This is a genomic window from Polaromonas sp., assembly GCF_010365105.1.
Lineage (GTDB): Bacteria > Pseudomonadota > Gammaproteobacteria > Burkholderiales > Burkholderiaceae_C > Polaromonas.
This window is the reverse complement of sequence record NZ_JAAFGZ010000012.1, coordinates 29,675-54,591: the sequence shown is the minus strand read 5'-3', so window position 1 is coordinate 54,591 and position 24,917 is coordinate 29,675. Positions and strand designations below refer to the sequence as shown.

At 61.9% G+C, this 24,917-nt stretch carries 23 protein-coding genes; 11 read left to right on the top strand and 12 right to left on the bottom strand.

The window, feature by feature from the left end:
• Window positions 1-109 precede the first annotated feature (109 nt).
• Together GZ092_RS10315 and rpsT are read left to right on the top strand one after the other, a co-directional pair.
• Entirely contained in the window at window positions 110-679 is a 570-nt protein-coding gene (locus GZ092_RS10315; protein ID WP_293636308.1) for a c-type cytochrome, read from the top strand.
• 218 nt (window positions 680-897) lie between these two features.
• A complete protein-coding gene (rpsT, locus tag GZ092_RS10310) occupies window positions 898-1,218 on the top strand; it encodes a 30S ribosomal protein S20 (RefSeq protein WP_293636307.1) in 321 nt (106 codons plus the stop codon).
• A gap of 137 nt (window positions 1,219-1,355) precedes the next feature.
• Here rpsT and GZ092_RS10305 read toward each other — a convergent pair whose 3' ends face one another.
• Window positions 1,356-1,673 (bottom strand): DUF3579 domain-containing protein, encoded by a 318-nt coding sequence (locus GZ092_RS10305; protein ID WP_293636306.1) that lies wholly within the window; start codon window positions 1,671-1,673, stop codon window positions 1,356-1,358.
• A gap of 238 nt (window positions 1,674-1,911) precedes the next feature.
• Here GZ092_RS10305 and GZ092_RS10300 point away from each other — a divergent pair, with 238 nt between their 5' ends.
• The gene (locus tag GZ092_RS10300; RefSeq protein WP_293636305.1) at window positions 1,912-3,126 is read left to right on the top strand and encodes an aspartate aminotransferase family protein; all 1,215 of its coding nucleotides are present in this window, start codon (window positions 1,912-1,914) and stop codon (window positions 3,124-3,126) included.
• A 2-nt stretch (window positions 3,127-3,128) separates the two neighbouring features.
• The gene (argF, locus tag GZ092_RS10295; RefSeq protein ID WP_293636345.1) at window positions 3,129-4,064 is read left to right on the top strand and encodes an ornithine carbamoyltransferase; all 936 of its coding nucleotides are present in this window, start codon (window positions 3,129-3,131) and stop codon (window positions 4,062-4,064) included.
• Window positions 4,065-4,262: 198 nt separating this feature from the next.
• Here the strand turns inward: argF and GZ092_RS10290 are convergent, their stop codons facing one another.
• The 4 genes from GZ092_RS10290 to GZ092_RS10275 all read right to left on the bottom strand — a co-directional run bounded on the left by GZ092_RS10290 (window position 4,263) and on the right by GZ092_RS10275 (window position 7,614).
• The gene (locus tag GZ092_RS10290; protein WP_293636304.1) at window positions 4,263-4,496 is read right to left on the bottom strand and encodes a hypothetical protein; all 234 of its coding nucleotides are present in this window, start codon (window positions 4,494-4,496) and stop codon (window positions 4,263-4,265) included.
• Window position 4,497: 1 nt separating this feature from the next.
• Window positions 4,498-6,387 (bottom strand): ferrous iron transporter B, encoded by a 1,890-nt coding sequence (locus GZ092_RS10285; protein WP_293636303.1) that lies wholly within the window; start codon window positions 6,385-6,387, stop codon window positions 4,498-4,500.
• Window positions 6,384-6,686, bottom strand: a complete 303-nt coding sequence (locus GZ092_RS10280) for a FeoA family protein (RefSeq protein WP_293636302.1) — start codon at window positions 6,684-6,686, stop codon at window positions 6,384-6,386. The genes GZ092_RS10285 and GZ092_RS10280 overlap by 4 nt, the downstream gene beginning before the upstream one ends.
• Before the next feature lie 175 nt (window positions 6,687-6,861).
• A complete protein-coding gene (locus GZ092_RS10275) occupies window positions 6,862-7,614 on the bottom strand; it encodes an SDR family oxidoreductase (protein ID WP_293636301.1) in 753 nt (250 codons plus the stop codon).
• On the opposite strand from GZ092_RS10275, the gene GZ092_RS10270 reads away from it, so the two are divergent.
• From GZ092_RS10270 to kynA, 4 genes are read left to right on the top strand one after another with little or no spacing between them, the layout of a single operon-like run.
• Window positions 7,598-7,825 (top strand): hypothetical protein, encoded by a 228-nt coding sequence (locus GZ092_RS10270; protein ID WP_293636300.1) that lies wholly within the window; start codon window positions 7,598-7,600, stop codon window positions 7,823-7,825. The two genes, GZ092_RS10275 and GZ092_RS10270, sit on opposite strands and share 17 nt — an antisense overlap.
• On the top strand, window positions 7,822-8,502 hold the full coding sequence (gene kynB, locus GZ092_RS10265; RefSeq protein WP_293636299.1) for an arylformamidase: 681 nt from the start codon (window positions 7,822-7,824) through the stop codon (window positions 8,500-8,502). The genes GZ092_RS10270 and kynB overlap by 4 nt, the downstream gene beginning before the upstream one ends.
• Before the next feature lie 23 nt (window positions 8,503-8,525).
• The gene (gene kynU, locus GZ092_RS10260; RefSeq protein ID WP_293636344.1) at window positions 8,526-9,800 is read left to right on the top strand and encodes a kynureninase; all 1,275 of its coding nucleotides are present in this window, start codon (window positions 8,526-8,528) and stop codon (window positions 9,798-9,800) included.
• A gap of 1 nt (window position 9,801) precedes the next feature.
• The gene (gene kynA / locus GZ092_RS10255) at window positions 9,802-10,650 is read left to right on the top strand and encodes a tryptophan 2,3-dioxygenase (RefSeq protein ID WP_293636298.1); all 849 of its coding nucleotides are present in this window, start codon (window positions 9,802-9,804) and stop codon (window positions 10,648-10,650) included.
• 110 nt (window positions 10,651-10,760) lie between these two features.
• On the opposite strand, the gene GZ092_RS10250 is transcribed toward kynA, so the two are convergent.
• The 3 genes from GZ092_RS10250 to GZ092_RS10240 all read right to left on the bottom strand — a co-directional run bounded on the left by GZ092_RS10250 (window position 10,761) and on the right by GZ092_RS10240 (window position 15,901).
• Window positions 10,761-11,471 carry a hypothetical protein gene (locus GZ092_RS10250; RefSeq protein ID WP_293636297.1) on the bottom strand — a complete coding sequence of 237 codons (711 nt, stop codon included), beginning with the start codon at window positions 11,469-11,471 and terminating at the stop codon, window positions 10,761-10,763.
• Between the two features lie 115 nt (window positions 11,472-11,586).
• On the bottom strand, window positions 11,587-12,852 hold the full coding sequence (locus tag GZ092_RS10245; RefSeq protein ID WP_293636296.1) for an FAD-dependent monooxygenase: 1,266 nt from the start codon (window positions 12,850-12,852) through the stop codon (window positions 11,587-11,589).
• 70 nt (window positions 12,853-12,922) lie between these two features.
• A complete protein-coding gene (locus GZ092_RS10240; RefSeq protein WP_293636295.1) occupies window positions 12,923-15,901 on the bottom strand; it encodes an aconitate hydratase in 2,979 nt (992 codons plus the stop codon).
• Between the two features lie 128 nt (window positions 15,902-16,029).
• On the opposite strand from GZ092_RS10240, the gene yegQ reads away from it, so the two are divergent.
• Together yegQ and GZ092_RS10230 are read left to right on the top strand one after the other, a co-directional pair.
• A complete protein-coding gene (gene yegQ / locus GZ092_RS10235) occupies window positions 16,030-17,430 on the top strand; it encodes a tRNA 5-hydroxyuridine modification protein YegQ (protein ID WP_293636294.1) in 1,401 nt (466 codons plus the stop codon).
• 229 nt (window positions 17,431-17,659) lie between these two features.
• Entirely contained in the window at window positions 17,660-18,172 is a 513-nt protein-coding gene (locus GZ092_RS10230) for a pyridoxamine 5'-phosphate oxidase family protein (RefSeq protein ID WP_293636293.1), read from the top strand.
• Between the two features lie 118 nt (window positions 18,173-18,290).
• On the opposite strand, the gene acnB is transcribed toward GZ092_RS10230, so the two are convergent.
• The 4 genes from acnB to GZ092_RS10210 all read right to left on the bottom strand — a co-directional run bounded on the left by acnB (window position 18,291) and on the right by GZ092_RS10210 (window position 23,725).
• Window positions 18,291-20,906: a bifunctional aconitate hydratase 2/2-methylisocitrate dehydratase gene (gene acnB / locus GZ092_RS10225; RefSeq protein ID WP_293636292.1), complete on the bottom strand. Its 2,616-nt coding sequence runs from the start codon at window positions 20,904-20,906 to the stop codon at window positions 18,291-18,293.
• A 53-nt stretch (window positions 20,907-20,959) separates the two neighbouring features.
• Entirely contained in the window at window positions 20,960-21,625 is a 666-nt protein-coding gene (locus GZ092_RS10220) for a hypothetical protein (protein WP_293636291.1), read from the bottom strand.
• Window positions 21,626-21,651: 26 nt separating this feature from the next.
• Window positions 21,652-22,641 (bottom strand): CoA ester lyase, encoded by a 990-nt coding sequence (locus tag GZ092_RS10215; protein WP_293636290.1) that lies wholly within the window; start codon window positions 22,639-22,641, stop codon window positions 21,652-21,654.
• A gap of 97 nt (window positions 22,642-22,738) precedes the next feature.
• Entirely contained in the window at window positions 22,739-23,725 is a 987-nt protein-coding gene (locus GZ092_RS10210; RefSeq protein WP_293636289.1) for a malate dehydrogenase, read from the bottom strand.
• A 274-nt stretch (window positions 23,726-23,999) separates the two neighbouring features.
• On the opposite strand from GZ092_RS10210, the gene GZ092_RS10205 reads away from it, so the two are divergent.
• Entirely contained in the window at window positions 24,000-24,803 is an 804-nt protein-coding gene (locus tag GZ092_RS10205; protein WP_293636288.1) for a GntR family transcriptional regulator, read from the top strand.
• Window positions 24,804-24,917 lie beyond the last annotated feature (114 nt).

The window sequence follows — 24,917 nt, the reverse complement described above, 5'->3', positions numbered from 1 at the left end:
CTTCCTGCATGCCGTGATTGCCAGCCGAAGGGGTTCCGTTCTGGTTCCAGCCATGCAGCGACAGGTGAGACATCTGCATGGGGGCCGCTTGAAATTGTCGAGGTTCTTGGTGTTGTCCCTGGCCGGCCTTGTGACAGGGCTGGTCTGGTGGCCGGCTGCCGCGCAGGACATTGAAGCCGGCCGCGCCAAGGCGCAGGCGTGCGCAGCCTGCCATGGTGCCGATGGCAATTCGAGCACCGCGAACTACCCCAACATTGCAGGCCAGACCTGGCGCTATATCTACGTTCAGCTTAAGGACTTCAAGGAAGGCCGGCGCCAGGATCCGGTGATGAGCCCGATGGCAGCGCCGCTGAGCCGCGACGACATGATCAACCTGGCCAACTACTTCGCCGCCCAAACCGCCAGGCCGTCCAGCTACAAGACAGACGACGCAAAGGTCAAGCTCGGCAAGGCGAAGGCCGATGAAACCCTCTGCGCCATGTGCCACCTCGGCGGTTTTTCGGGCCAGAACGAAATTCCGCGCGTCGCGGGCCAGCAATACGACTACGTCGTCAAGCAACTGAAGGATTTCAAGGCGCGTACCCGCACCAACGATGCCGGCAACATGACCAGCGTGGCGCAAACCCTGAGCGAAGCCGACATCGAAAACCTGGCGAACTACATCAGCAGCCTGCGCTAGCAGTGCCGAAACCGTGCACGCAAGCACGCCCGCGGCCATATCGCGAAGCCGGAGTTTCGGCGGTATTTGGGTGGGCATGCTCCCCTGCGGCGTCGTCATCAAACAGGTTGTCGCGGGTACAGCGCGCGTCAGGATGCGAGCGCAAAGCCGGCCATCGTATAATCACGGGCTTTGCTGCATCATTCACAGACTCCTCCCAGGATTAAAGGAAATTTATTATGGCAACCGCCAAACCCAAGAAAAAGAACCCCCGTCTCGCCTCCGGCCGCAAGCGCGTCCGCCAGGACGTCAAACTCAATGCCGCGAACACCTCGCTGCGTTCCAAATACCGCACTGCTGTCAAGAACGTTGAAAAAGCCGTTGCAGCCGGTGACAAAGACAAAGCCCGCGACCTGTTCGCCAAGGCCCAAAGCATTGTGGACACGATTTCCGACAAGGGCATCTTCCACAAGAACAAGGCAGCGCGCGACAAGAGCCGCCTGTCCGCCAAGGTGAAAGCCCTGGCACTGAAACCCGCCCCGGAAACCGCAACCGCCTGATCATTCAGGCAAATCGCCCGGACTGACTCTTCAACCAGCCAGTCTGCCGTTTTGTCGGGTGCGCTGCAGCAAAAGTAAAAAACCGCCTTCGGGCGGTTTTTTTATGTCTGTGCACATCGGGTTGATGGCGAACAGCGTCAGCGTTTCGGCACGTCGGGCAGAAGGCATGCCTCCGCCATTTGCAGCTGGTTGTCCCGTGCAAAGTTGAGCGCGAAATCCCAGGCCATGGGTTCGGCATCGCGCAGTTCGGCATTCACCACAACGCATTTGATGCCGTTGACGACGGTGGGAACGCACCACGGCGAATAGTTCAGGTGGCTGCCTGGCTGTGGCCCGCCGGGGCGGAACTGGCTCATCACGCCGCACAACCTGTCTGCCCAGTCGCTGGGCCTGAAGGTCTTGCCATCATGCGTGATGCCCTGAATGAAGACTTCTTTGGGTGAATTGGAAACCATCGGATGGAGGGGTTTTTGCGGGCCAAGGGTAAGGATAAACCCCATGCTGCGTCGCACAACAATTCTATCTTATATAAGACTCAGACCCCGCACCGGCACTTGGCGTCGATTTCCGGAGGACGCATGGCAGTGATGCGGCATCGTCAACAAAGCGTCTGAAGAGTGCGCCTAAAATCAATTCAAGCGCGCTGAACTTTTGTCGCCACCCTTGTCGTTTGCCCATTTCCCGGAGTTTTCCATGACCGCTGCCCTTCCTGACCACATCGAAGCCGCCTCCCCGCATGTGATGAACACCTATGGCCGACTGCCCATTGCCCTCTCGCATGGCCAGGGCTGCCGTGTCTGGGACGTCAACGGCAAGTCCTACCTCGATGCGCTGGGCGGCATTGCGGTCAACACCGTCGGCCACAACCACCCGCAGCTGGTGGCCGCATTGCGCGACCAGGTCGGCAAGATCATCCACAGCTCCAACTACTACCATGTGCCGCTGCAGGAAACGCTGGCGGCCAAACTGGTGGAGCTGTCGGGACTTGAAAACGTGTTCTTCTGCTCGACCGGCCTGGAAGCCAACGAAGCCGCGCTCAAGCTGGCGCGCAAGTTTGGCCATGACAAGGGCATCGAGCGCCCCGAAATCGTCGTTTATGAAAAAGCCTTCCACGGCCGCAGCATCGCCACGCTGAGCGCCACCGGCAACCCGAAGGTTCAGGCCGGTTTCGGTCCGCTGGTGGAAGGCTTCATTCGCGTGCCGATCAACAACATCGGTGAGCTGAAAGCGGCCACCGAAGGCAACCCGAATGTGGTGGCGGTATTTTTTGAAGCCATCCAGGGCGAAGGCGGCGTTCACCCGATGGACAACGAATATTTGCAACAGGTGCGCGCCCTGTGCGACGAACGCGACTGGCTGCTGATGATCGATGAAGTGCAATGCGGCATGGGCCGCACCGGCAAATGGTTTGCGCACCAGTGGGCCGGCATCAAGCCCGACGTCATGCCATTGGCCAAGGGGCTGGGTTCGGGCGTACCTATTGGCGCGGTGGTTGCCGGCCCCCGCGCCGCGCACATCTTTGCGCCAGGCAACCACGGCACGACCTTTGGCGGCAATCCGCTGGCCATGCGGGCCGGCGTGGAAACCATCCGCATCATGGAAGAAGAAGGCCTGATGGCCAACGCGGTGATGGTGGGCGACCATTTGCGAGCCGGGCTGAACCGGGAGCTGGGCGGCTTGCCGGGCTTCAAGGAGGTTCGCGGTCGCGGCCTGATGCTGGGCATTGAACTGGCAAAGCCCTGCGGCGTACTGGTTGGCCGCGCGGCCGAAAACGGCCTGCTGATCAGCGTCACGGCCGACACCGTGATCCGCCTGGTGCCTTCGCTCATCATGACCATGGCCGAGGCCGATGAAGTCGTGGCCATCCTGTGCCCGCTCATCAAGCAACTGCTGCAGGAAGGTGCATGACCATGAGCCTGTCCAGCCCCCCCACTCCGCTCAAGCATTACCTTCAGTTCAGCGACCTGAGCGCCGATGACTATGCCTACCTGTTCGAGCGTGCCGCCCAGATCAAGAAAAAGTTCAAGGCCTACGAGCGCCACCAGCCGCTGATCGACCGCACGCTGGTGATGATTTTCGAGAAAGCCTCGACCCGAACCCGCGTGAGTTTCGAGGCTGGCATGTACCAGTTGGGGGGTACGGTGGTCAACCTGACCACCGAAGGCAGCCAGCTGGGCCGCGCAGAGCCGATCGAGGACAGCGCCAAGGTCATCAGCCGCATGGTTGATCTGGTGATGATCCGCACCTTCGAGCAGACCAAAATCGAGCGCTTTGCCGAGCATTCGCGGGTGCCGGTCATCAACGGCCTGACCAACGAATTCCACCCCTGCCAGATCCTGGCCGACATCTTCACCTACATCGAGCACCGGGGTTCGATCAAAGGCAAGACCGTGGCCTGGGTCGGCGATGGCAACAACATGGCCAACACCTGGCTGCAGGCCAGCGAAATCCTGGGCTTCAAGGTTCACCTTAGCACGCCCGGCGGCTATGAGGTGGACCAGTCGATTGCCGGCATCCGTTCCAGCGAAAGCTACCAGGTCTTCAAGGACCCGATGCAGGCCTGTGCCGGCGCCGACCTGGTCACCACCGATGTGTGGACCAGCATGGGCTTTGAGGCCGAGAACGAAGCCCGCAAGGCAGCCTTCGCAGACTGGTGCGTGGACAGCGACATGATGCGCGCCGCACAACCTGATGCACTGTTCATGCACTGCCTTCCGGCGCACCGCGGCGAGGAAGTCGAGGCCGAGGTGATTGACGGTCCGCAATCCGTCGTCTGGGACGAGGCCGAGAACCGCATGCATGTGCAAAAGGCGCTGATGGAGTTTTTATTGCTGGGACGGTTGTAACCCTTGGGTAAAAGCGTGCCCGGCAGTTGACCGTGTATGCGCCGCTTGCCAGGGCGCATTGAGTTTGACCAGCCAGCAGTTTTCAGTATGAAACAGGCTGTTTGCGCATTCTGGACGTGTACAAGCAGCTATTGATTAAATAGCAAAATCCTGTCAATTTTCTTCTGCGACATAAGACAGACGCCGGTTGAGGATGCTCTAGCGCCGGGGTTGAATCCACAGGGGCTGGCGACCTGCGCTGGTATTTTCCGGCAGGGCTTTGGTGGCCGTTCCACAGCCGCCGCAACTGCTGCAAGCGCCGCAACCGGGCTTTTCACCGAGATTTTTCTGCACCCGCCCCAGCCGGCGACGCAGGCCGGCGGGCATCCAGTACCACAGCGCATAAAGGGCGGCAAAAGCCACCATGATTCCAGCGATCCATTGCTGCAGCATCTCAAGCACCTCCCCATAACAACGTCAGCCGATAGGTGATCCAGCTGGCACCATAGGCCAGCCCGAACATGTAGCCCGCCATGAAAAAGGCGTAACGCCAGCTGTTGGTTTCGCGACGCACCGTGACCAGGGTGGAGATGCACTGCGGCGCAAACACATACCAGACCAGCAGCGACAAGGCCGTGGCCAGCGACCAGGTCTGCGCAATCACCGGCCCCAGCGCTGAAGCCACGTCTTCGCCTGTGGCCGACAGTGCATACACGGTGCCCAGCGCACCGACCGCCACTTCGCGCGCCGCCAGACCCGGCACCAGCGCAATCGCAATCTGCCAGTTGAACCCAATCGGCGCAAAAATCACCTGCAGCGCATGGCCGAGGCGTCCGGCCAGACTGTATTCAATCGCCGGACCGAGTGCCCCTGCGGGCGGTGCCGGAAAGGTCGATAAAAACCACAAGATCACGGTCAGCGCCAGGATGATGCCGCCGACGCGCCTGAGGAAAATCATCGCCCGTTCATGCAGCCCCATCGCCAGTTGGCGCAGACTGGGAATCCGGTAGGCGGGCAATTCCATGATCAAGGGCGTCGGCCGCGCATGGCCGCGCCACAGCTTGAACACCGCCGCCACCGCCATCGCGCTGGCAATGCCGCCGACATACAGCGCAAACATCACCAGCCCCTGCAGGTTGAAAATGCCGGCCACCGTGCGCTCGGGAATGAACGCGCCAATCAAGAGCGCATACACCGGCAGGCGCGCCGAGCAGGTCATCAGCGGCGCAATCATGATGGTCACCAGCCGGTCGCGCCAGTGGGTAATCGTGCGCGTCGCCATCACGCCCGGAATGGCGCAGGCAAAGCTTGACAGCAGCGGAATAAAAGAGCGCCCCGACAGGCCCACGCTGCCCATCACGCGGTCGAGGAGAAAAGCGGCGCGAGGCAGATAGCCCGAATCTTCGAGCACCAGAATGAAAAAGAACAGGATCAGAATCTGCGGCAAAAACACCAGCACGCCACCCGATCCGGCCAGAATGCCATCGATCAGCAGGCTTTGCAGCACGCCTTCGGGCATGTGCGTGCGCAGCACGCCAGAGAGCCATTCCATCCCGGATTTGATGGCGTCCATCGGCAGGTTGGCCCAGCTGAACACCGCCTGAAACATCAGAAACAGGATCACGCACAGCAGCGCCATGCCCCACAGCGGATGCAGCACCACGCGGTCGATGGCGTCGTCGGTGTTCAGGCTGTCCGGCGGCGACTGCACGGCCAGCCGCATGATGCGGCGCACTTCCAGTTGCGTGTCCATGACCTGATCGAAGCTGGGTGCCTGCCAGCCGGCGATGCCGTCGGGTTTCGTGCCGGGCGCTGGCCAGTCGTCCAGAAAGCGCAGCAACTCCTGCGCGCCATCGTGGCGCACGCCGACTGTTTCAACCACCGGCATGCCGAGTTCGCGCGACAGCACCGCCTTGTCAATCACGATACCGGCGCGGCGGGCGGCGTCGCTCATGTTGAGCGCCAGCACCATCGGCAGGCCCAGCGCCCGCGCCTCCAGCACCAGCCGCAGGTTAAGCTGCAGGTTGGTGGCGTCGGCCACGCACACCAGCCGGTCGGGCAAGGGTTCGCCGGGACGCCGGCCGATGACGATGTCGCGCGTCACGGCTTCGTCGGCGCTCAGGGCATTCAGGCTGTAGGCGCCGGGCAAATCGAGCACCATCACGCGGTGACCTGAAGCGGTCAGCACCTGGCCTTCCTTGCGCTCGACCGTAACGCCGGCGTAGTTGGCGACCTTCTGGCGGCTGCCGGTCAGCAAATTGAACAGCGCGGTCTTGCCGCAGTTGGGATTGCCCAGCAGCGCCACGCGCAGCGGCCCGCCCATGGCATTGACAGCGGCGGTCATGCGGCGTGGCCCGCAACAGCCGCCAGCGGACCGACGCGAATCAGCGCAGCCTCATGGCTGCGCAGGGCAAACGTCGTGTGCCCCACCCGCACCGCCAGTGGGTCATCACCGGGAAAACCGCGAGCCATGACCTGCACCGGCTCACCGGGTAAAAATCCGATTTCCAGCAAACGCAACAAGACATCACGCTCTTCGGCATCGCCTGCCGGCATCAGCCTGAGCACCTGTGCGGGCAGGCGTCGTGGCCATTTGTCCAGCCCGATATCTGCTGTACCCGAGGGGAAATGGGCCAAAGTCATGGTTGCCACACTCTATTAAATGAAAATGATTCTCATTATAAGAGTAGCAAGCGTCCCGGCGCCGCCGTTCATCCTGAATCCCGTTGATCCAGATCATCTTGCAGAAACGAAGCACCGGCCTGCTTGCGTCCTGAAGCTTTCAAGGGCTTTCAGGAAAATGCCTTGCCAGACGGCATCAACCCCGGCCGACGAACGGCATCTTCGTCGCCATGATGGTCATGAAGGGGATATTGGTGGACAGCGGCAGCGCCGCCATGTGTACCACTGCATCGGCCACTTCTCTGGCGTCCATCATCGGCTCGATGGCGATCTCGCCGTTGGCCTGAGGCACACCGGTCGCCATGCGTGCGGACAGCTCGGTCAGGGCGTTGCCGATGTCGATCTGCCCGCAGGCGATGTTGTACTTTCGGCCGTCGAGCGAAATCGTCTTGGTCAGGCCGGTGATGGCATGCTTGGTCGCTGTATAGGGCGCCGAATTTGGCCGGGGCGCGTGGGCCGAGATCGAGCCGTTGTTGATGATGCGACCGCCCTGCGGCTGCTGGTCCTTCATCAGCCGGAAGGCGCCCTGTGCGCACAGGAAGGAGCCGGTCAGGTTGATGTTGACGACGTTTTGCCACTGGTCGTACGTCAAGTTTTCAAAGCCGGCGCGTGGCGAATTGACGCCGGCATTGTTGAACAGCACGTCGAGCCGGCCAAACTTTTCCTTGATGGTCGCAAACAGCGCATCGACCGACTCGGGCCGGCTCACATCGGTGGCCACCGGCAACGCGCGGTCGCTGCCCGACGCTGCGGCCGCCTCCTTGAGCGGCTCGATGCGGCGCCCGGCCAGCACCACACGGTAGCCCGCCGCCAGAAGCGCCAGCGCCACCGCCTTGCCAATGCCGGTGCCTGCGCCGGTCACGAGTGCCACTTTGTCGATTGAAGTCATGGAAAAGCCTTTGTCTGTAGAGGTCGGAAAGAAGCGGGACGCAGCGCAAATCACCGCGCAAGCCGCGATTCTGCCCGACGCGGCTCTGCCGTGCTTAAGCCTCGCCGGGGTCCAGCGCTGCGACAAATTACTTCAAGCCTCAACTATTTCAGGCATTGTTGGAAATAACCGACACCATGGTTTTTTCGGCGGTGCTACCTTTGCGCCATGACTGATCCTGCCTTTCCCGGCCCGTCGGCCGCAGCCACTGCTACCCCCGCCAGGCGCCTGAAACTCTGGGACATCTCGCCTGCTGTGGACGAGCATTCGGCAGTGTTTCCCGGCGATACCGCCTATTCGCAGCAACTGCATTTTTCGCTTGCACCCGGCTGTCCCGTCAACGTCAACCGCATCACGCTGTCGCCGCACACCGGCGCGCATGCCGATGCGCCGATGCACTATGCCAGCGGCGAAGCAGCCATTGGCGCGGTCGATCTGCAGCCTTACCTCGGGCCGTGCCGCGTCATCCATTGTCTGGACAGCAGCCCGCTGGTCGAACCTGCGCACCTGGCCCACGCACTTGAAAACCTGCCTGCCCGGGTGCTGCTGCGCACATCCCGCGCTGCCAGCCAGTCCTGGGCATCATTTAGTGCCATTTCGCCTGCCACGCTTGCGCTTCTAGCTACTAAAAACATATCACTTATCGGCATCGACACACCCAGCGTGGACCCGGCCACCAGCCAGGACCTGCCCTGCCACCAGTTGCTGCTGGAGCGCGGCCTGCGGGTACTGGAAAACCTGGTCCTCGACGACGTGCCCGAAGGCGACTACGAACTGATCGCCCTGCCGCTCAAGCTGATGCAGGCAGACGCATCGCCGGTTCGCGCCATCCTGCGCGAACTGCCCTGAACCTTGAAAGACTTCCCGCCATGATCCCCACCCTGCAAGACTGCCGCGCCCTGGATGCGCAAGACCCGGTGCGAGCGCTGCGCGAGCAGTTCATCCTGCCCGAAGGCGTGATTTACCTCGACGGCAATTCGCTTGGCGTGCTGCCCGCCGCCACCGCCGCGCGCGTGGCCGAGGCGGTGACGCAGGAATGGGGCCAGGGGCTGATCCGCTCCTGGAACAGCGCCGGCTGGTTCGATGCGCCGCAGCGGCTGGGCGACAAGATTGCACGACTGGTGGGCGCTGCGCCCGGCGAGGTCGTCGCCACCGACAGCACCTCGGTCAACCTCTACAAGGTGCTGAGCGCCGCGCTCAACATCGCCCGAGAAGATGCGCCTCACCGCTCGGTGCTGGTCAGCGAACGCAGCAACTTTCCGACCGACCTGTACATCGCCGAGTCGCTGTGCCGGGAACGCGGCTTGCGCTTGCGGCTGGTCGAGCCCGAGGACATGGCCGGTGCCCTGACGGCCGAAGTCGCCGTGCTGATGCTGACGCATGTCAACTACCGCACCGGCGCGATGCACGACATGGCCGCCGTGACCCAGGCCGCGCACCAGGCGGGCATTCTGGCGGTCTGGGACCTGGCGCACAGCGCTGGCGCCGTGCCGGTGGACCTTCACTTCGCGCAGGCCGACTTCGCCGTGGGCTGCAGCTACAAATACCTGAACGGTGGTCCTGGCGCGCCCGCCTTTGTCTGGGCGCATCCTCGGCACGCCAGCCGTTTCTGGCAGCCGCTGGCCGGCTGGTGGGGACATGCCGCACCGTTCGAGTTCACGCCCGACTACCGCCCGGCCCCCGGTATCACACGCTTTTTATGCGGCACGCAACCGATCCTGAGCCTGACGGCGCTCGACTGCGGGCTCGACACCGTGCTGGCGGCCGAAGTGCTGGGCGGCATGGCGGCCCTGCGCGCCAAGTCGCTGGCGCTGACCGACCTGTTCATCGCGCTGGTCGAAGCGCGCTGCGCAGGCAACGGCTTCGGGCTGGCGACGCCGCGCGCGCATGAAAAGCGCGGCTCGCAAATCTGCCTGACGCGCCATGAAGGCGCCTATGCCATCGTGCAGGCTTTGATTGCCCGGGGCGTGATTGGCGACTTTCGCGCAGGCGATGGCGACAGACATCTGGACATCCTGCGCTTTGGCTTCACGCCGCTGTACATCGGCTTTGAAGACGTCTGGCAGGCGGTCGAGCATCTCAGGCAGGTGCTGGAAACCGGCGAATGGCAGCAAGCCCGGTTCAACCAGAAGCAGGTGGTGACCTGACATGAACGAAGCCCTCCAACCCGTCGACATCGTTCGCGATGAAAAAGCGCAGCTCGACTTCAGCCAGTCCATGAGCTACGGCGACTACCTGCACCTCGACGCGATCCTGGGCGCTCAGCAGCCGCTGTCGCCCGCGCATGACGAAATGCTGTTCATCATCCAGCACCAGACCAGCGAGCTGTGGATGAAGCTGATGCTGCACGAATTGCGCGCCGCCATCGCCAATGTGGCGCAGGACGAACTCGGCAGCGCCTTCAAAAAGCTGGCCCGGGTCAGCAAGATCATGGAGCAACTGGTGCATGCCTGGGACGTGCTGGCCACGATGACGCCGCCCGAATACAGCGCCATCCGGCCGTACCTGGCCAATTCCAGCGGATTCCAGAGTGCGCAATACCGCTGCATCGAGTTTGCACTGGGCAACAAGAATGCCGCCATGCTCAAGCCCCATGCGCACCGGCCCGACCTGCTGGCCATGGTGCAGGCCGCCCATGAAGCGCCATCGCTGTACGACGAAGCATTGCGTCTACTGGCCAGGCGAGGCCTGAGCGTGCCCGCCAGCCATACCGGGCGCGACTGGACCCGGGGTTATGAAGTCAACGATGCCGTCGAAGCCGCCTGGCTCACGGTGTACCGCGATCCGAAGCAATACTGGGACCTGTACCAGCTGGGCGAGGAACTGACCGACCTGGAAGACGCCTTCCGGCTCTGGCGCTTTCGGCATGTGACAACGGTCGAGCGCGTCATCGGCTTCAAGCGCGGCACCGGTGGCACCGGCGGCGTGAGTTATTTGCGGAAAATGCTGGATGTGGTGCTGTTTCCGGAGATCTGGAAGCTGCGCACGGATTTATAGAAAATTCACAAGAAATACGGCTTCTGCGCATGACTGGCGTACGCAATCAGCTATCGTTTAAATAGCACTCGACGTTTTCGGGCGGGCAGGCAATTAAAGGTACTCCCGGCTTAGCCGGCCCTGAGCCACCGGCCAGAATCCGGGCACACCAGCGCCGGTGCGCCGTTCAGCCAGACTTGCTCTTCATTCAATGTCTGCAGGGTGCAGGGGTCGATGTCAAAGGCGATCCCAAGCGCGCGCCCGACATGAACCTCTTCGATGGGAAGCTCCCAGGTCAGGAAGAGCTGGGTGCAATCCTGTCCAGCGGTGAAGTCGGCCACGTCAAATCCGCTGCGGCGGCGTTGAATGACGGCGTGAGGCTGGCCCGTATCGAAGATCACGGCCGTGCCCCGGGTCAGGGGGATTCGATGGCCTGTTGAGGGGAAATGCAAGTCCAGTCCCCTGTCTTCGCTCAGAAAGAGATTGCAAAAGGCGGCTGCGCCATACTGCCCGCCGTCGTGGTGGTATTTCGCGCCCCGACAGGCCATGAGGGCAACGCTGCTGGCGGCAAGCACATCCGGCAGTCCCTGGGCGAACGTCCAGTCGGACACCGCCTGCACGCAGTGCCTGTAGTCTGGCCAGCGCATTCGAGCGCGCGGCAAAGACAGGGACTCGACATCGCCGGGTTCCAGGTCCAGGCGCGAAATCTCCCTTTCCCAATCGGCAACCAGGCGTGCAGGAGGCACAGGCACGTCGAGCGTGTCAAACAACACGACATCACCCACGCTTCGACTGCGAAGGACATCGCCACTCCAGAAATAGGAAGTCAGCTGGTCTTGCACTCGATGCGGTTTCGGTTTCGGTGAATGCCAGTTGCAATGGGGGACGAAAACGCCGTCAATAGATGACTCCGGCGCAATATCCGCGTACAAAAGCAGCTACATTTTTCATGGCAAACTAAACCCCCGAAGGCACTGCCCCATACAGCCACGGCAGGTCCAGCAGCTTTTCCCCCAGCAGCTTTATCGAGGCATCGCGCGCCCAGCGCAGCGGCCCCTGGGCGTGGAATATCTGGCCGTTGCGTTGCGACCTGGCCTGCACCCGGGCATTGCGCTGCCAGCGGTTCAGCGCGTAACGCTGCAGCAGCGTCGGCACGTCGAAAGCCGGGTCCAGCGCCACGGCCAGCACCGAACCCAGTTCGGCCGCATCTTCAATCGCCATTCCGGCGCCCTGCGCCAGGTAGGGGCGCATCGGGTGCGCCGCATCGCCGAGCAGGGCCACGCGGCCTTGGGCCTGCTGGTGCGCGCCGCGCATGGGCGGGCGGTCGCACAGAGGCCAGAGGCGCCAGCTGGGGCCGGCCTGGTTGCCGCCATCGGTCACCGCCTGGATCAGATCCTGCAGCAGCTTGGCCGTTTGACCCATGGCTTGCTGCAGGTCGGCCCCGTTGGCATGATGGTCCCAGCTTTGCAGGTCGCCCGCCACCTTGCCCTGGACGATGGCCACCACGTTCAGCCATTCGCCGCCGCGCACCGGGTAATGCACCACATGCAGCCGGGGACCCAGCCAGACGGTGACCTGCTGGCTGCGCAGCCGCGCAGGCAGCCTGGATTGCGACAACATGGCTCGGTAGGCAAGATGCCCGGTGACACGCGGGGGACCGTCGTTCAGCATCTGCTGGCGCACACGGCCCCAGAGCCCGTCGGCGCCAATCAACGCATCACCCTCGACTTCCAGCAAAGGCGCGGCTTTGACCGGATCGAGTCCCGGCGTGGCCGCCGCTGCAAGCTGCGTTCGCAGGGTGACTTCGCGTCCGCTGTCGGCATAAGCGGCCACGGGACTGTTCAGCTTGAGCCACACATGGTCCCGCGCCTGCACGGCCTGGAGCAGCAGCGCATGCAGGTCGGCGCGGTGAAGCGTCAGGTAAGGCGCGCCGTATTTTTCCAGCGTCCGCTGGCCCAGCGGCAGCGCGCCCAGTTCCTGGCCAGAAAGGGCGTCACGCACCAGCAGGCGCTCGGGAAAGGCTGCCGCCTGCGCCAATGCGTCCTGCAGGCCCCAGTCGTGCAGCAGCCTGACCACGTTCGGTCCCAGCTGGACGCCCGCGCCGACTTCGCTGAAGGCTGGCGCGCGTTCGTACACCCGCACATCCCAGCCCGCGCGCGATGCCGCCAGCGCCGCCGCCAGCCCGCCGATGCCGCCGCCGGCAATCAAGGCCTGGCGCGTCATGCGCGGCACGCTGCAAGGGTCACGGTTTCAGCACAAGCCCCGGGTCTGCGCAAAGGATCATTGCCAGCCCTCATGCCGCGAGCAATTGCCGCAGCACGTAAGGCAAAATGCCGCCGTTGCGGTAATAGTCCACCTCGATCGGCGTATCGACACGCAGGATCACCGTGACTTCCTGGCGCGGGCCATCGGCGCGGGTGATGACCAGCCTGGCTTCGCTTTGCGGCTTCAGTTCAGGGTGCGGAATCACGTCAACGGTTTCAGAGCCGATGAGCTTGAGCGACTCCCACGACTCGCCCGGCAGGAACTGCAGCGGCAGCACGCCCATGCCGACCAGGTTGCTGCGGTGGATACGCTCAAAACTGCGCGCAACGACCGCCTTGATGCCGAGCAGTTGCGTGCCCTTGGCGGCCCAGTCGCGCGACGAGCCGGTGCCGTATTCCTCGCCGGCAAAAATCACCGTCGGCGTGTTTTCTGCCATGTACTTCATGGCGGCGTCGTAGATCGGCATTTTGGTTGTCACGCTGTCCGGCGTGTTGTGCCCTGCGTGATACAGGGTGACGCCGCCCTCCTCGCGCGAACCGTCCTTGTCGGCCGGGATCATCAGGTTCTTGATGCGCACGTTGGCAAAGGTGCCGCGCATCATCACGTCGTGGTTGCCACGGCGTGAACCGTAGCTGTTGAAGTCGGCCTTCTGCACGCCGTGGTCCTGCAGCCACTGCCCGGCGGGCGAGCTGCCCTTGATCGAGCCGGCCGGCGAAATGTGGTCGGTGGTGATCGAGTCGCCAAACAGCGCCATGATCCGTGCGCCCGTCACGGAAAACTCATTGTTTTGGCCTGTAGCGCTTGCTCCATTTGTGGAAGGCGCTTTCATTTCCATAGCAAAATCGTTAAAAAACGGTGGCTCGGCAATGTAAGTGCTGTCCGGCCAGGTGTAGGCGTTGCCGGTCACGCCATGAATACCTGCCCAGAGCTCGCCGGGCTCGGTCTTGACCTTGGCGTAATTGGCGCGGAAGGCTTCGCCGTTCATGGCGAACTTCATCAGCGCATGGATTTCATCGCTCGACGGCCACACGTCGCGCAGGAACACCTCCTGGCCGTCCGTGCCCTTGCCCAGCGACTCGGTGGTCAGGTCGCGCAACACCGATCCGGCCAGCGCGTAGGCAACGACCAACGGCGGGCTCGCCAGGAAGTTGGCCTTGATGTTCGGGTGAATGCGTGCCTCGAAATTGCGGTTGCCCGACAGCACGGCGGCGCACACCAGATCACTGTCATTGATGGCCTCGTTCAGTTCTGCTGTCAGGTCGCCCGAATTGCCGATGCAGGTGGTGCAACCGTAGCCGACCAGGTCAAAGCCGAGCTGCTCCAGATAAGGCATCAACCCCGTTTCCGTCAGGTACTCGGTCACGATGCGCGAGCCGGGCGCCAGCGAGGTCTTGATGTGCGGCTGCACGCGCAGACCCGCCTCGACCGCTTTCTTGGCCAACAGCCCGGCGGCCAGCAGCACGCTGGGGTTGGAAGTGTTGGTGCAACTGGTAATGGCGGCAATCAGCACGTCGCCATTGCCCACGGTCAGGCCTTTTGAGTCTGCCAGCGCCGCTGGCGTGCCATTGCTGGCCACCTGGTCCCGGTCACCATGCGCCATCGCCAGCGTCGGACGGTTGGCCTCCATTTCCACCACCGAGCGCTGGGCACCCATGGGCGTGGGTGGCGCTCCCGGCAGCGTCTTGGTTCGCGCAGTGTCGGGGGGGCACACCAGATGACGCGTGTTGAGCGTGCTGGCGGGCTGGTTGAAACCATTTTCAGCGTTCGACTTGCTGTAAAGCGAGCGGAACTGGCTGGAAACGTTGCCCAGTTCGATGCGGTCCTGCGGCCGTTTCGGGCCGGCCAGGCTGGGCGTGACCTCATCAAGGTTCAGCTTGACGACCTGCGAATAGTCGATGTCACCGGCGGCAGCCACGCCAAACAGGCCTTGCGCCTTGAAGTAAGCCTCAAAGGCTTCAATTTCCTCTTCGGTGCGGCCGGTACCCCGGAAGTAATCAATGGTCTTTTCATCCACCGGGAAAAAACCCATGGTGGCGCCGTATTCGGGCGCCATGTTGCCAATGGTGGCGCGGTCCGGCAAGGCCAGGGAGCGCGTGCCTTCGCCGAAAAACTCGACGAACTTGCCGACGACCTTTTCACGGCGCAGGGTTTCGGTCACGCGCAGCACCAGGTCGGTTGCCGTTACGCCCTCGCGCAGCTTGCCGGTCAGCTCCATGCCGACCACATCGGGCGTCAGCAAATACACCGGCTGGCCGAGCATGGCGGCTTCGGCCTCAATGCCGCCGACGCCCCAGCCAACCACGCCGATGCCGTTGATCATGGTGGTGTGGCTGTCGGTGCCTACCAGGGTGTCGGGGTAATACACGTCATCTTTCGTCTTGTGCACGCCGCGCGCCAGGAATTCAAGGTTGACCTGGTGCACGATGCCAAAGCCCGGCGGCACGACGCCGAAGGTGTCAAAGGCCTGCATGCCCCATTTCATGAACTCGTAGCGCTCGCGGTTGCGCTGAAATTCAAGCTTCATGTTCAGATCGATGGCATCCTTGGTGCCAAAGTAATCAACCATGATTGAGTGGTCCACCACCAGATCGACCGGCACCAGGGGTTCGATGGCCTTCGGGTCCTTGCCCAGCTTGACGGCAACGCTGCGCATGGCAGCCAGGTCGGCCAGCAGCGGCACGCCGGTAAAGTCCTGCAGCACCACGCGCGAGACGACAAACGGAATTTCTTCACTTCTGTCGGCCTGTGGCTGCCAGTTGGCGAGTTGCTCGACATGCTCGGTCGTGACTTTCTTGCCGTCGCAGTTGCGCAGCACCGATTCGAGCACGATGCGCACCGACACCGGCAGGCGCTTGACGCTGGGATATTGTTCGGCCAGCGCCGGCAGGGAGTGGAATTTTCCGGCCTTGCCAGAAGCCGTCTGGAAGGTCTGCAAGGTGGCCGCAAAGGCGTGTGGTGCGCCGGGAGCACTGGAACCAGCTTGAGCTTGTGTGGGCGTATCGGCCATGAAAGACTCCTTTTTTGGTTAATCGTCAAACCGCATTCTGGCAGGCAGCGGGCCAATCATGAACAGCAAAGCCAAACGACCTGATGCAGCGCAAGCGCTTTACGCCTGACGGCCTCGACAATGGCCGGATGACATTGAAGATACCCGAATTACTCCTGCCCGCCGGCTCGCTCGACAAGATGCGCGCAGCCTATGATTTTGGCGCCGATGCGGTGTATGCAGGCCAGCCGCGCTATTCACTGCGGGCGCGCAACAATGAGTTTCGTCTGGAACAAATCCAGACAGGCATTCAAGAAGCCCACGCGCGCGGCAGGAAATTTTTTGTCACCAGCAACCTGCTGCCGCACAACGACAAGGTGCGTACCTACCTGCGCGACATCGAGCCAGTCATCGCCATGAAGCCCGACGCGCTGATCATGGCCGACCCAGGCCTGATCATGATGGTGCGCGAACAATGGCCGGATATGGCGATTCACCTGTCGGTGCAGGCCAACACCATGAACTGGGCGGCGGTGAAGTTCTGGCAAAAGATAGGCGTCGCCCGCATCATTTTGTCGCGCGAACTGAGCCTGGACGAGATCGAAAAAATCCGCCAGGAATGCCCCGACATCGAACTGGAGGTGTTCGTGCATGGCGCGCTGTGCATGGCGTACTCGGGCCGCTGCCTGCTGTCGGGCTACTTCAACCGCCGCGATGCCAACCAAGGCACCTGCACCAACGCCTGCCGATGGAACTACACGCCGCAACCCGGCAGCGACAAGACCGATTCGGGCGAGGTGCTTCCGGCAAGGCTTGAAGGCGACTTCGATTTTTCCGGGGAACAGCAGCAAGCCGATCAGTCGTTCTCGAACTGCGGCGGCAGCGCACGCCATCCGCTGGCCGACGGCGTTTACCTGCTGGAGGAAAAGCAGCGTCCGGGCGAACTCATGCCCATCATGGAGGACGAGCACGGCACCTACATCATGAACAGCAAGGACTTGCGGGCCGTCGAACATGTCGCCCGGCTGGTGAAGATCGGCGTCGATTCGCTGAAGATCGAGGGCCGCACCAAGAGCGGCTATTACGTCTCGCGCACCGCGCAGGTGTACCGCCGCGCGATTGACGACGCCGTCGCCGGCAGGCCGTTCAACCCGGCGTTGATCACCGAACTGGAAGGCCTGGCCAATCGCGGCTACACCAGCGGTTTCCTGGAACGCCGCCCGGCGCAGGACACGCAGAATTACGAAACCGGCAGCTCTGAAATGCGCCGCAGCCAGTTTGCCGGCGAGGTCAGGTCCGTGCAGGGCGACTGGGCCGAGGTGGAAACCAAAAACCGCTTCCAGGTCGGCGACCGGCTCGAAGTGATTCACCCGGACGGCAACCGCATCGTGACGGTCACACACATGAAAAACGGCGACGGCGACGCCATCACGGTCGCTTCGGGCAGCCCGATGCGGGTGTGGATTCCACTCGAAGCGCCGGCTGACGGGGCGCTCCTGGCCCGCCTGATCGACCCCGTCAGCGAGCTGGCGCAGCCAGCCTGTGCATAAATTTTAAATTTTTTGATAGCAGCTGATGCATGAGGGACATGCGCAAAAGCCTGTTTTGACCCATAAAACCGGCCGGTTCGACGCAGCAGTGGCACCCGGCTGAAATCCCTGGTTTTTTGCGCCCTGCCTGTCGGCAAGTACCGACAGCCAGGCAAGCCAGCGGCTGATTCGTGTTTGGCAGGCTCCGGCTTAAAGTGAATGAACAACTCAACCACTTCACGGAGACTTCATGAGCACCACGGAAAACACCACGGCAACAGAGCACCAAAAACTCTGGGACCTGATCAAGGACATCAAGTTCGGCATGTTCACCCATCGCCATGCGAACGGCATGATGCACAGCCAGCCGCTGACGACCCAGAACAAGAACATGGACGAAGGCAACCGTCTGTACTTCTTCATTTCCCGCAGCAGTGAAATCGCCAGGCATGTCGCGCAGGACGACAACGTGAACGTTTCGTATGCCGACACTGGCGACGACAGTTATGTATCGGTGTCGGGCAATGCGTTGATTGTCGAAGACATGGCCAAGAAGGAAGCGCTGTGGACGCCAATGGCCAAGGCCTGGTTCCCGGGCGGCCCGACCGACCCCGACGTCGCGCTGCTGGAAGTCCTCATCAGCCACGCCGAGTACTGGGATGTGAAGGAAAGCAAGATGGTCCAGGTGGCCAAGATGCTGACAGCCGCCGTCACCGGCAAGCCACCTGAAAAGATGGGCGAGCACAAGGAATTGCGGATGTAATTCCGGCTTTCGATGACAAAGGGCCACGAGGCCCACAAAAAAGCCCCGCTGCAAAAACAGCGGGGCTTTTTTGTGGCGCAAGCCGGGCACCCTGCCACCGGCTTTTCAGCAGCCCGCCTTAAACAGGCAGCGTTTCCTTGACCGTGTCGGCCAAGTCGGTGTAATCCTTGACCTGATCAAAGTTCAGGTACTGGTACACCTTGTCGCTGGCAGCCGTCAGTACCTGCATGTCGGCCATGTATTCGGCCTTGGTCGGAATCCTGCCCAGCTTGGAGCAGATCGCGGCCAGTTCGGCAGAACCCAGGTACACGTTGGAGTTCTTGCCCAGGCGGTTCGGGAAGTTGCGCGTCGAGGTCGAGAACACCGTCGCGCCCTCTTTGACCTGCGCCTGGTTGCCCATGCACAGCGAGCAGCCCGGCATTTCCATACGGGCGCCGGCGGAACCGAGCACGCCGTAATGGCCTTCTTCGCTCAACTGCTTGGCATCCATCTTGGTCGGCGGCGCCATCCAGAGCTTGACCGGAATATCGCGCTTGCCTTCGAGCAGCTTGGACGCGGCGCGGAAATGGCCGATGTTGGTCATGCAGCTGCCGATGAACACTTCGTCGATGACGCTTCCGGCGACATCGCCCAGGGTTTTCACATCATCCGGGTCGTTCGGGCAGGCCACGATGGGTTCGTGGATGTCGGCCAGATCGATCTCGATGACGGCGGCGTATTCAGCGTCGGCGTCTCCCTTGAGCAGTTGCGGGTCAGCCAGCCAGGCTTCCATGGCGGCGATGCGTCGCTTGATGGTGCGCACGTCCGAGTAACCGGTGGCAATCATCCATTTCAGCATCGTGATGTTGCTGGTGATGTACTCGATGATCGGTTCCTTGTTCAGGTGCACCGTGCAGCCACCAGCGGAACGCTCGGCCGACGCGTCGCTCAATTCAAACGCCTGCTCGACCTTCAGGTCTGGCAAGCCTTCGATTTCCAGGATGCGGCCCGAAAAAATGTTGACCTTGCCCTGCTTGGCGACGGTCAGCAGGCCGGCCTTGATGGCGTACAGCGGAATCGCATTGACCAGGTCGCGCAGCGTGATGCCGGGCTGCAGCTCGCCCTTGAAACGTACCAGCACGGATTCAGGCATGTCCAGCGGCATGACGCCGGTGGCGGCACCGAAAGCCACCAGGCCGGAACCGGCTGGAAAGCTGATGCCGATGGGGAAACGCGTGTGGCTGTCGCCACCGGTGCCGACGGTGTCAGGCAGCAGCATGCGGTTGAGCCAGCTGTGGATGATGCCGTCGCCCGGACGCAGCGGAATGCCGCCGCGGTCGCTCATGAAGTCGGGCAGTTCGTGGTGCATCTTCACATCGACCGGCTTGGGGTAGGCGGCGGTGTGGCAGAACGACTGCATGACCAGGTCAGCGCTGAAACCCAGGCAGGCCAGGTCTTTCAGCTCGTCGCGGGTCATCGGGCCGGTGGTGTCCTGCGAGCCGACCGAGGTCATCTTGGGTTCGCAGTAGGTGCCGGGACGAACGCCCTGGCCTTCAGGCAGGCCGACCGCGCGGCCGACCATCTTTTGCGCCAGCGTGAAGCCGCGCTCGGTGGCTTCAGGGTTTTGCGGCAGGCGGAACAGCGTGGACACCGGCAGGCCCAGCACAGCGCGGGCTTTGGCGGTCAGGCCACGGCCGACGATCAGCGGAATGCGGCCGCCGGCGCGCACTTCGTCAAACAGCACCTCGCTTTTGAGCTTGAATTCAGCGATGACTTCGCCGTCTTTCAGCGCCTTGCCTTCGTAGGGGCGCAGTTCGATCACGTCGCCCATGTTCATTTGCGACACGTCGAGTTCGATCGGCAGCGCGCCCGAGTCTTCCATGGTGTTGTAGAAAATCGGGGCAATCTTGCTGCCCAGGCAGACGCCGCCAAAACGCTTGTTCGGCACGAAAGGAATGTCTTCGCCGGTGAACCACAGCACGGAGTTGGTGGCGGACTTGCGGCTGGAGCCGGTGCCGACCACGTCGCCCACATAGGCCACGAGGTTGCCCTTGGCCTTGAGTTCTTCAATGAACCTGACCGGGCCGCGCTTGCCATCTTCCTCGGGGGTGACGCCAGGGCGGGCATTCTTGTGCATCGCCAGCGCATGCAGTGGAATATCGGGGCGGCTCCAGGCGTCTGGCGCGGGCGACAGGTCGTCGGTGTTGATCTCGCCGGCAACCTTGAACACGGTCAGCTGGATCGACTGCGGCACCTCGGGGCGGCTGGTGAACCATTCGGCATCGGCCCAGCTTTGCAGCACGGCTTTGGCGTACTTGTTGCCTTTTTCGGCCTTTTCCTGCACGTCGTGGAACTGGTCGAACATCAGCAGGGTGTTCTTCAGGCCGCTGGCCGCTTGCGAAGCCACGCTGTCTTCAGCGTCATCAAGCAATGCAATCATCGGGCTGATGTTGTAGCCACCCAGCATGGTGCCCAGCAACTGCGTGGCTTTTTCACGCGAGATCAGGGTGCATTTTTCGCTGCCGTGTGCCACGGCGGCCAGGTAGCTGGCCTTGACCTTGGCGGCGGCATCGACGCCAGCGGGCACTCGGTGGGTGATCAGGTCGAGCAGGAAGGCTTCTTCGCCTGCGGGCGGATTCTTCAGCAGTTCAATGACCTCGCCGGTTTGCTGGGCGGACAAAGGCAGCGGTGGAATGCCCAGTACGGCACGTTCGGCAACATGGTTGCGGTAGGTTGGCAGGAACTCGGATGACATGGCTACCCTCTGATTGAAGTTATTGGAAATCGTGATGACGAGGAAAACGCTGTTTACTGGGCAGGGACCGGATTGGCAACCACAGGAGGCGGCGCATCCAGAATGCTGGCGGGTGGATGCAACTTGAGGTTCTGCGCCACAATTAATTGCGCTGGACTTGTGCATTCATCGGCCAGGCGAATGCCCTGCTTCTGGCTCATCAGCATCGATTTGTTGGCCAGTTGCAGCCAGACAGCGCCAGCCTTCTGGTCTTCAAGGCGAATGGCGCCGGTGGACGTGGCCACCGGAAACATGCGATAGCTGAAGTTCTTGCCCTGCATGTCGAAATAACCGGGATTTTTGGGGTCGGCGGTCAGCGTGACCGATGCGCCAAGTTCGCATGGCATCTTGCCAACCTGCACCCGCTCGGCAATTGCCAGTTCGGCAGGCGTCATGGCGGCTTCTGCGGCCTGGATACCCGCTGCCACATTGACGGCAGCGCTCTTGAGGTTGGTACGGTTGGCAGAAACCTTCGGCTTTTTCTCAGCCTTCTTTTTGGCTGCAGGCTTGTCGGCCTTGACCGCTGCGGACTTGCCGGCCACAGGCTTGGCAGTGCTTGCCTTGCCAGGCGCTGCCTTGTCAGACGTCTTGGCGGTTTCGGCCTGCGCCATGGGCGTAGCGGCCAGAAGGAAGGCGGCGGCCAGCGCGGCTGCCAAGGTGGCGATGGGTTGGGTTTTCATACAATTCCTCGTCGGTGAATGGTCGCTCATGAACGAGCGTCCGTGAAGTAAGTTTGGGCATCAGGCGGCAATGTGCGGCCCGTCTGGTGGGCGCGTTCCAGCACCTGCCAGAAGTAGCGATAACTCGCGCGGTCGTGTAATTTACCGTCAGAACTGATGGGTGCCCAGTCAGCACGGGCACCAGCAGCTATTATTTTTGTAGCATCTTCAATCTCGGTTTCACTGGGGGCAAAAGCCGCCAGGATGGAGCGTATCTGATTTGGATGAATGCTCCACATGCGGGTGTAGCCCAGTTCGCGCGACGCACGCCGCGCGGCGAGCGTCATGGCAGCGGCATCGCTGAACTCCGTCACCACGCAATGCGAAGGAACCTTGCCATAGGCGTGGCAGGCGGAAGCGATTTCGAGCTTGGCGCGGACGACCAGCGGATGGGTGAACTGGCCCTGACTGCTCATGCCATCGGCGGGAATGGCACCGCCATGGCTGGAAACAAAGTCCATCAGGCCAAAACTGAGAGATTGCACGCGGGGATGCGCAGCGATTTCAAACGCGTTGCGAACGGCCAGCGGCGACTCGATCAGCACATGCAGCGGCAATTCCTCCGCAGATGCTGACAAAAGCGCCTGCTCAGCCCTGATCACGTCGTCGATGCACTCGACCTTGGGAATCATGATGTGTGAAAGCCGGTGTGCAAGCTTTCCCGCGATGACGTCCATGTCAGACTCGAATGCCGGGTGACCGACCGCATGCACACGGACGGCGACGCGGGCCTTGTCGCTGGCCGATGCGGCCAGTGCCACGACCATGGCGGCATGGTCAGCTTCACCGCCAACCGGCGCGCCGTCTTCACAGTCCAGCGTCACGTCAAACACACAGGCGTCGAACTCTTCAATCATTTCGGCCTGCAATTGCAGACTTTTGCGCATCCGCACTTCAACGCCGCTGTAATGGTCGCAAACCGGCAAAAAAGCGGTTGCTGCCTGAGCGCCGAGGAGAACTTTACGCGGATGTTTCATTGAATAAACTCGGTCTTGAGGTCTGTCGCGAGTGGCTCAGGGGCCGGGCGCGCATCACAAGTTTGCCGCCCGCGTCCCCCGATTTTCCTGCAGCCTGTTACAGAAGGTGAGCGACGCCGGCCTGCTCGCCCTGCAACTCTTCCAGCGTCTTGTTGATGCGTTCCTGGCTGAATGCGTCGATTTCCAGGCCTTCGACAATCTTGTATTCGCCGTTTTCGCAAGTCACGGGGAAGCCGAACATGGTGTCCTTTGGAATGCCGTACTGGCCGTCTGACGGAATGCCCATGGTCACCCACTTGCCGTTGGTGCCCAGCGCCCAGTCGCGCATGTGGTCGATGGCGGCGTTGGCGGCCGATGCAGCCGAAGAAGAACCACGCGCTTCGATGATGGCCGCGCCGCGCTTGCCGACAGTCGGCAAAAACACGTTGGCATTCCATTCCTGGTCGTTGATCATCTGGGCGACGCTATCGCCGTTGATGGTGGCAAAACGGTAGTCGGCGTACATGGTGGGCGAGTGGTTACCCCAGACTGTCAATTTTTCGATGTCGGCCACGGCCTTGCCGGTCTTGGCAGCGATCTGGCTGGCGGCGCGGTTGTGGTCCAGCCGAAGCATGGCTGTGAAGTTCTTGCGTGGCAGATCAGGAGCTGACTTCATGGCGATGTAGGCATTGGTGTTGGCGGGGTTGCCGACCACCAGAACCCGCACATCACGACTGGCGACGGCGTTCAGCGCCTTGCCTTGTGCCGTGAAAATGGCGCCGTTGACGGCCAGCAACTCGGCGCGTTCCATTCCCGGGCCGCGTGGACGCGAGCCGACCAGCAGCGCGTAGTCGGCATCCTTGAAGGCCGTCATCGGGTCGCTGTGCGCGGTCATCTCCACGAGCAGCGGGAAGGCGCAGTCGTCGAGTTCCATCATCACGCCCTTGAGCGCCTTTTGCGGGCCTTCAACCGGGACTTCAAGCAATTGCAAAATGACCGGCTGGTCCTTGCCGAGCATTTCGCCCGAGGCAATGCGAAACAGCAATGCGTAACCGATTTGACCAGCGGCGCCAGTGACTGCAACTCGGACGGGTGTTTTGCTCATGATTGACAACTCCAGGAAAGTTAAAAAATTATTGGATAGGGTGTGGCACAAGGTTTGCGTCGCAATTTCAAGCTTTACCGGACCATGAAAGCAGCGTCTTTTTGTACAAGACCAGCAAAGAGAGTCGACGCGATGCACAGCCCGGGATTTTACGCTTGAAAATTGCGGCAGGTCAACTTGTCTTATGTCTTATATAAGATATGATCCAGACTGATTTCATGCCCGGCTCAGGCACTGCGACCCATGATCCCAAGCCACTGGGCAAATTTGCTGTATGACACATACCCATTCTTTGACACCCGATACCTCCTTGGCAGCTGCCGAGCATGGGGCAATCGCGCCTGCCGGACAGACGCCGGCCTTCAGTCCGCTGTACCAGCAGATCAAGGTGCTGATCCTCAAGGGACTTCAGACGGCTGAATGGAAACCCGGCGAACTGATACCAAGCGAGATGGAACTGGCTGCGCGCTTTCGCGTCAGCCAGGGAACCGTTCGCAAGGCCATTGACGAACTTGCCGCAGAAAACCTGGTGATCCGTCGCCAGGGCAAGGGAACCTTCGTGGCCACACACGCCGAGCAGCAGGTGCAATACCGCTTCCTTCGTCTGATGCCCGACAGCGGCGACATCAGCAGCGAAGGCCCGGCGGAACGCCAGATCGTCGACTGCAAACGGCTTCGGGCTACTGCCGACATTGCCCGACCGCTGGCCTTGCGGACCGGCGACGCCGTACTTCAACTGCGCCGGGTACTGGCATTCCAGGGCACGCCGACGATTGTCGAGGACGTCTGGTTGCCGGGCAGCCCTTTCAAGGGTCTGACCGCCAGCCGTCTGGCGGTTTACAGCGGTCCCATGTATGCCTTGTTCGAAACCGAGTTCGGCGTCCACATGGTGCGTGCCGAAGAAAAAATACGCGCTGTCGCAGCCGACTCGGTGGCGGCCCGGCTGCTGCACGTCAAGCTGGGCGAGCCGCTGCTGAGCGTCGAACGGATTGCCTACACCTACAACGACGTCCCGATGGAACTGCGCCGGGGCCTGTACCGAACCGACACCCACCACTATAAAAACGCACTCAGTTAAGCGCATTGCCCCAAAACGGCAAAGCTTTGTAAATAAATTTGCTGCATTGCAATAGAATTAAAATGTTCGACTGACAGTCATGTCCCGCTGAGTTACCAACCGGTTACCACCACG

What these genes read in the sequence shown, in the direction of transcription:
- GZ092_RS10290 (WP_293636304.1), bottom strand. Translation starts at nt 4,496, where the DNA reads ATGCTGCAGCAATGGATCGCTGGAATCATGGTGGCTTTTGCCGCCCTT.
- acnB (WP_293636292.1), bottom strand. Translation starts at nt 20,906, where the DNA reads ATGTCATCCGAGTTCCTGCCAACCTACCGCAACCATGTTGCCGAACGT.
- rpsT (WP_293636307.1), top strand. Translation starts at nt 898, where the DNA reads ATGGCAACCGCCAAACCCAAGAAAAAGAACCCCCGTCTCGCCTCCGGC.
- kynA (WP_293636298.1), top strand. Translation starts at nt 9,802, where the DNA reads ATGAACGAAGCCCTCCAACCCGTCGACATCGTTCGCGATGAAAAAGCG.
- GZ092_RS10300 (WP_293636305.1), top strand. Translation starts at nt 1,912, where the DNA reads ATGACCGCTGCCCTTCCTGACCACATCGAAGCCGCCTCCCCGCATGTG.
- kynB (WP_293636299.1), top strand. Translation starts at nt 7,822, where the DNA reads ATGACTGATCCTGCCTTTCCCGGCCCGTCGGCCGCAGCCACTGCTACC.
- GZ092_RS10220 (WP_293636291.1), bottom strand. Translation starts at nt 21,625, where the DNA reads ATGAAAACCCAACCCATCGCCACCTTGGCAGCCGCGCTGGCCGCCGCC.
- argF (WP_293636345.1), top strand. Translation starts at nt 3,129, where the DNA reads ATGAGCCTGTCCAGCCCCCCCACTCCGCTCAAGCATTACCTTCAGTTC.
- GZ092_RS10245 (WP_293636296.1), bottom strand. Translation starts at nt 12,852, where the DNA reads ATGACGCGCCAGGCCTTGATTGCCGGCGGCGGCATCGGCGGGCTGGCG.
- GZ092_RS10275 (WP_293636301.1), bottom strand. Translation starts at nt 7,614, where the DNA reads ATGACTTCAATCGACAAAGTGGCACTCGTGACCGGCGCAGGCACCGGC.
- GZ092_RS10215 (WP_293636290.1), bottom strand. Translation starts at nt 22,641, where the DNA reads ATGAAACATCCGCGTAAAGTTCTCCTCGGCGCTCAGGCAGCAACCGCT.
- yegQ (WP_293636294.1), top strand. Translation starts at nt 16,030, where the DNA reads ATGACATTGAAGATACCCGAATTACTCCTGCCCGCCGGCTCGCTCGAC.
- GZ092_RS10280 (WP_293636302.1), bottom strand. Translation starts at nt 6,686, where the DNA reads ATGACTTTGGCCCATTTCCCCTCGGGTACAGCAGATATCGGGCTGGAC.
- GZ092_RS10205 (WP_293636288.1), top strand. Translation starts at nt 24,000, where the DNA reads ATGACACATACCCATTCTTTGACACCCGATACCTCCTTGGCAGCTGCC.
- GZ092_RS10240 (WP_293636295.1), bottom strand. Translation starts at nt 15,901, where the DNA reads ATGGCCGATACGCCCACACAAGCTCAAGCTGGTTCCAGTGCTCCCGGC.
- GZ092_RS10230 (WP_293636293.1), top strand. Translation starts at nt 17,660, where the DNA reads ATGAGCACCACGGAAAACACCACGGCAACAGAGCACCAAAAACTCTGG.
- GZ092_RS10210 (WP_293636289.1), bottom strand. Translation starts at nt 23,725, where the DNA reads ATGAGCAAAACACCCGTCCGAGTTGCAGTCACTGGCGCCGCTGGTCAA.
- GZ092_RS10305 (WP_293636306.1), bottom strand. Translation starts at nt 1,673, where the DNA reads ATGGTTTCCAATTCACCCAAAGAAGTCTTCATTCAGGGCATCACGCAT.
- GZ092_RS10285 (WP_293636303.1), bottom strand. Translation starts at nt 6,387, where the DNA reads ATGACCGCCGCTGTCAATGCCATGGGCGGGCCGCTGCGCGTGGCGCTG.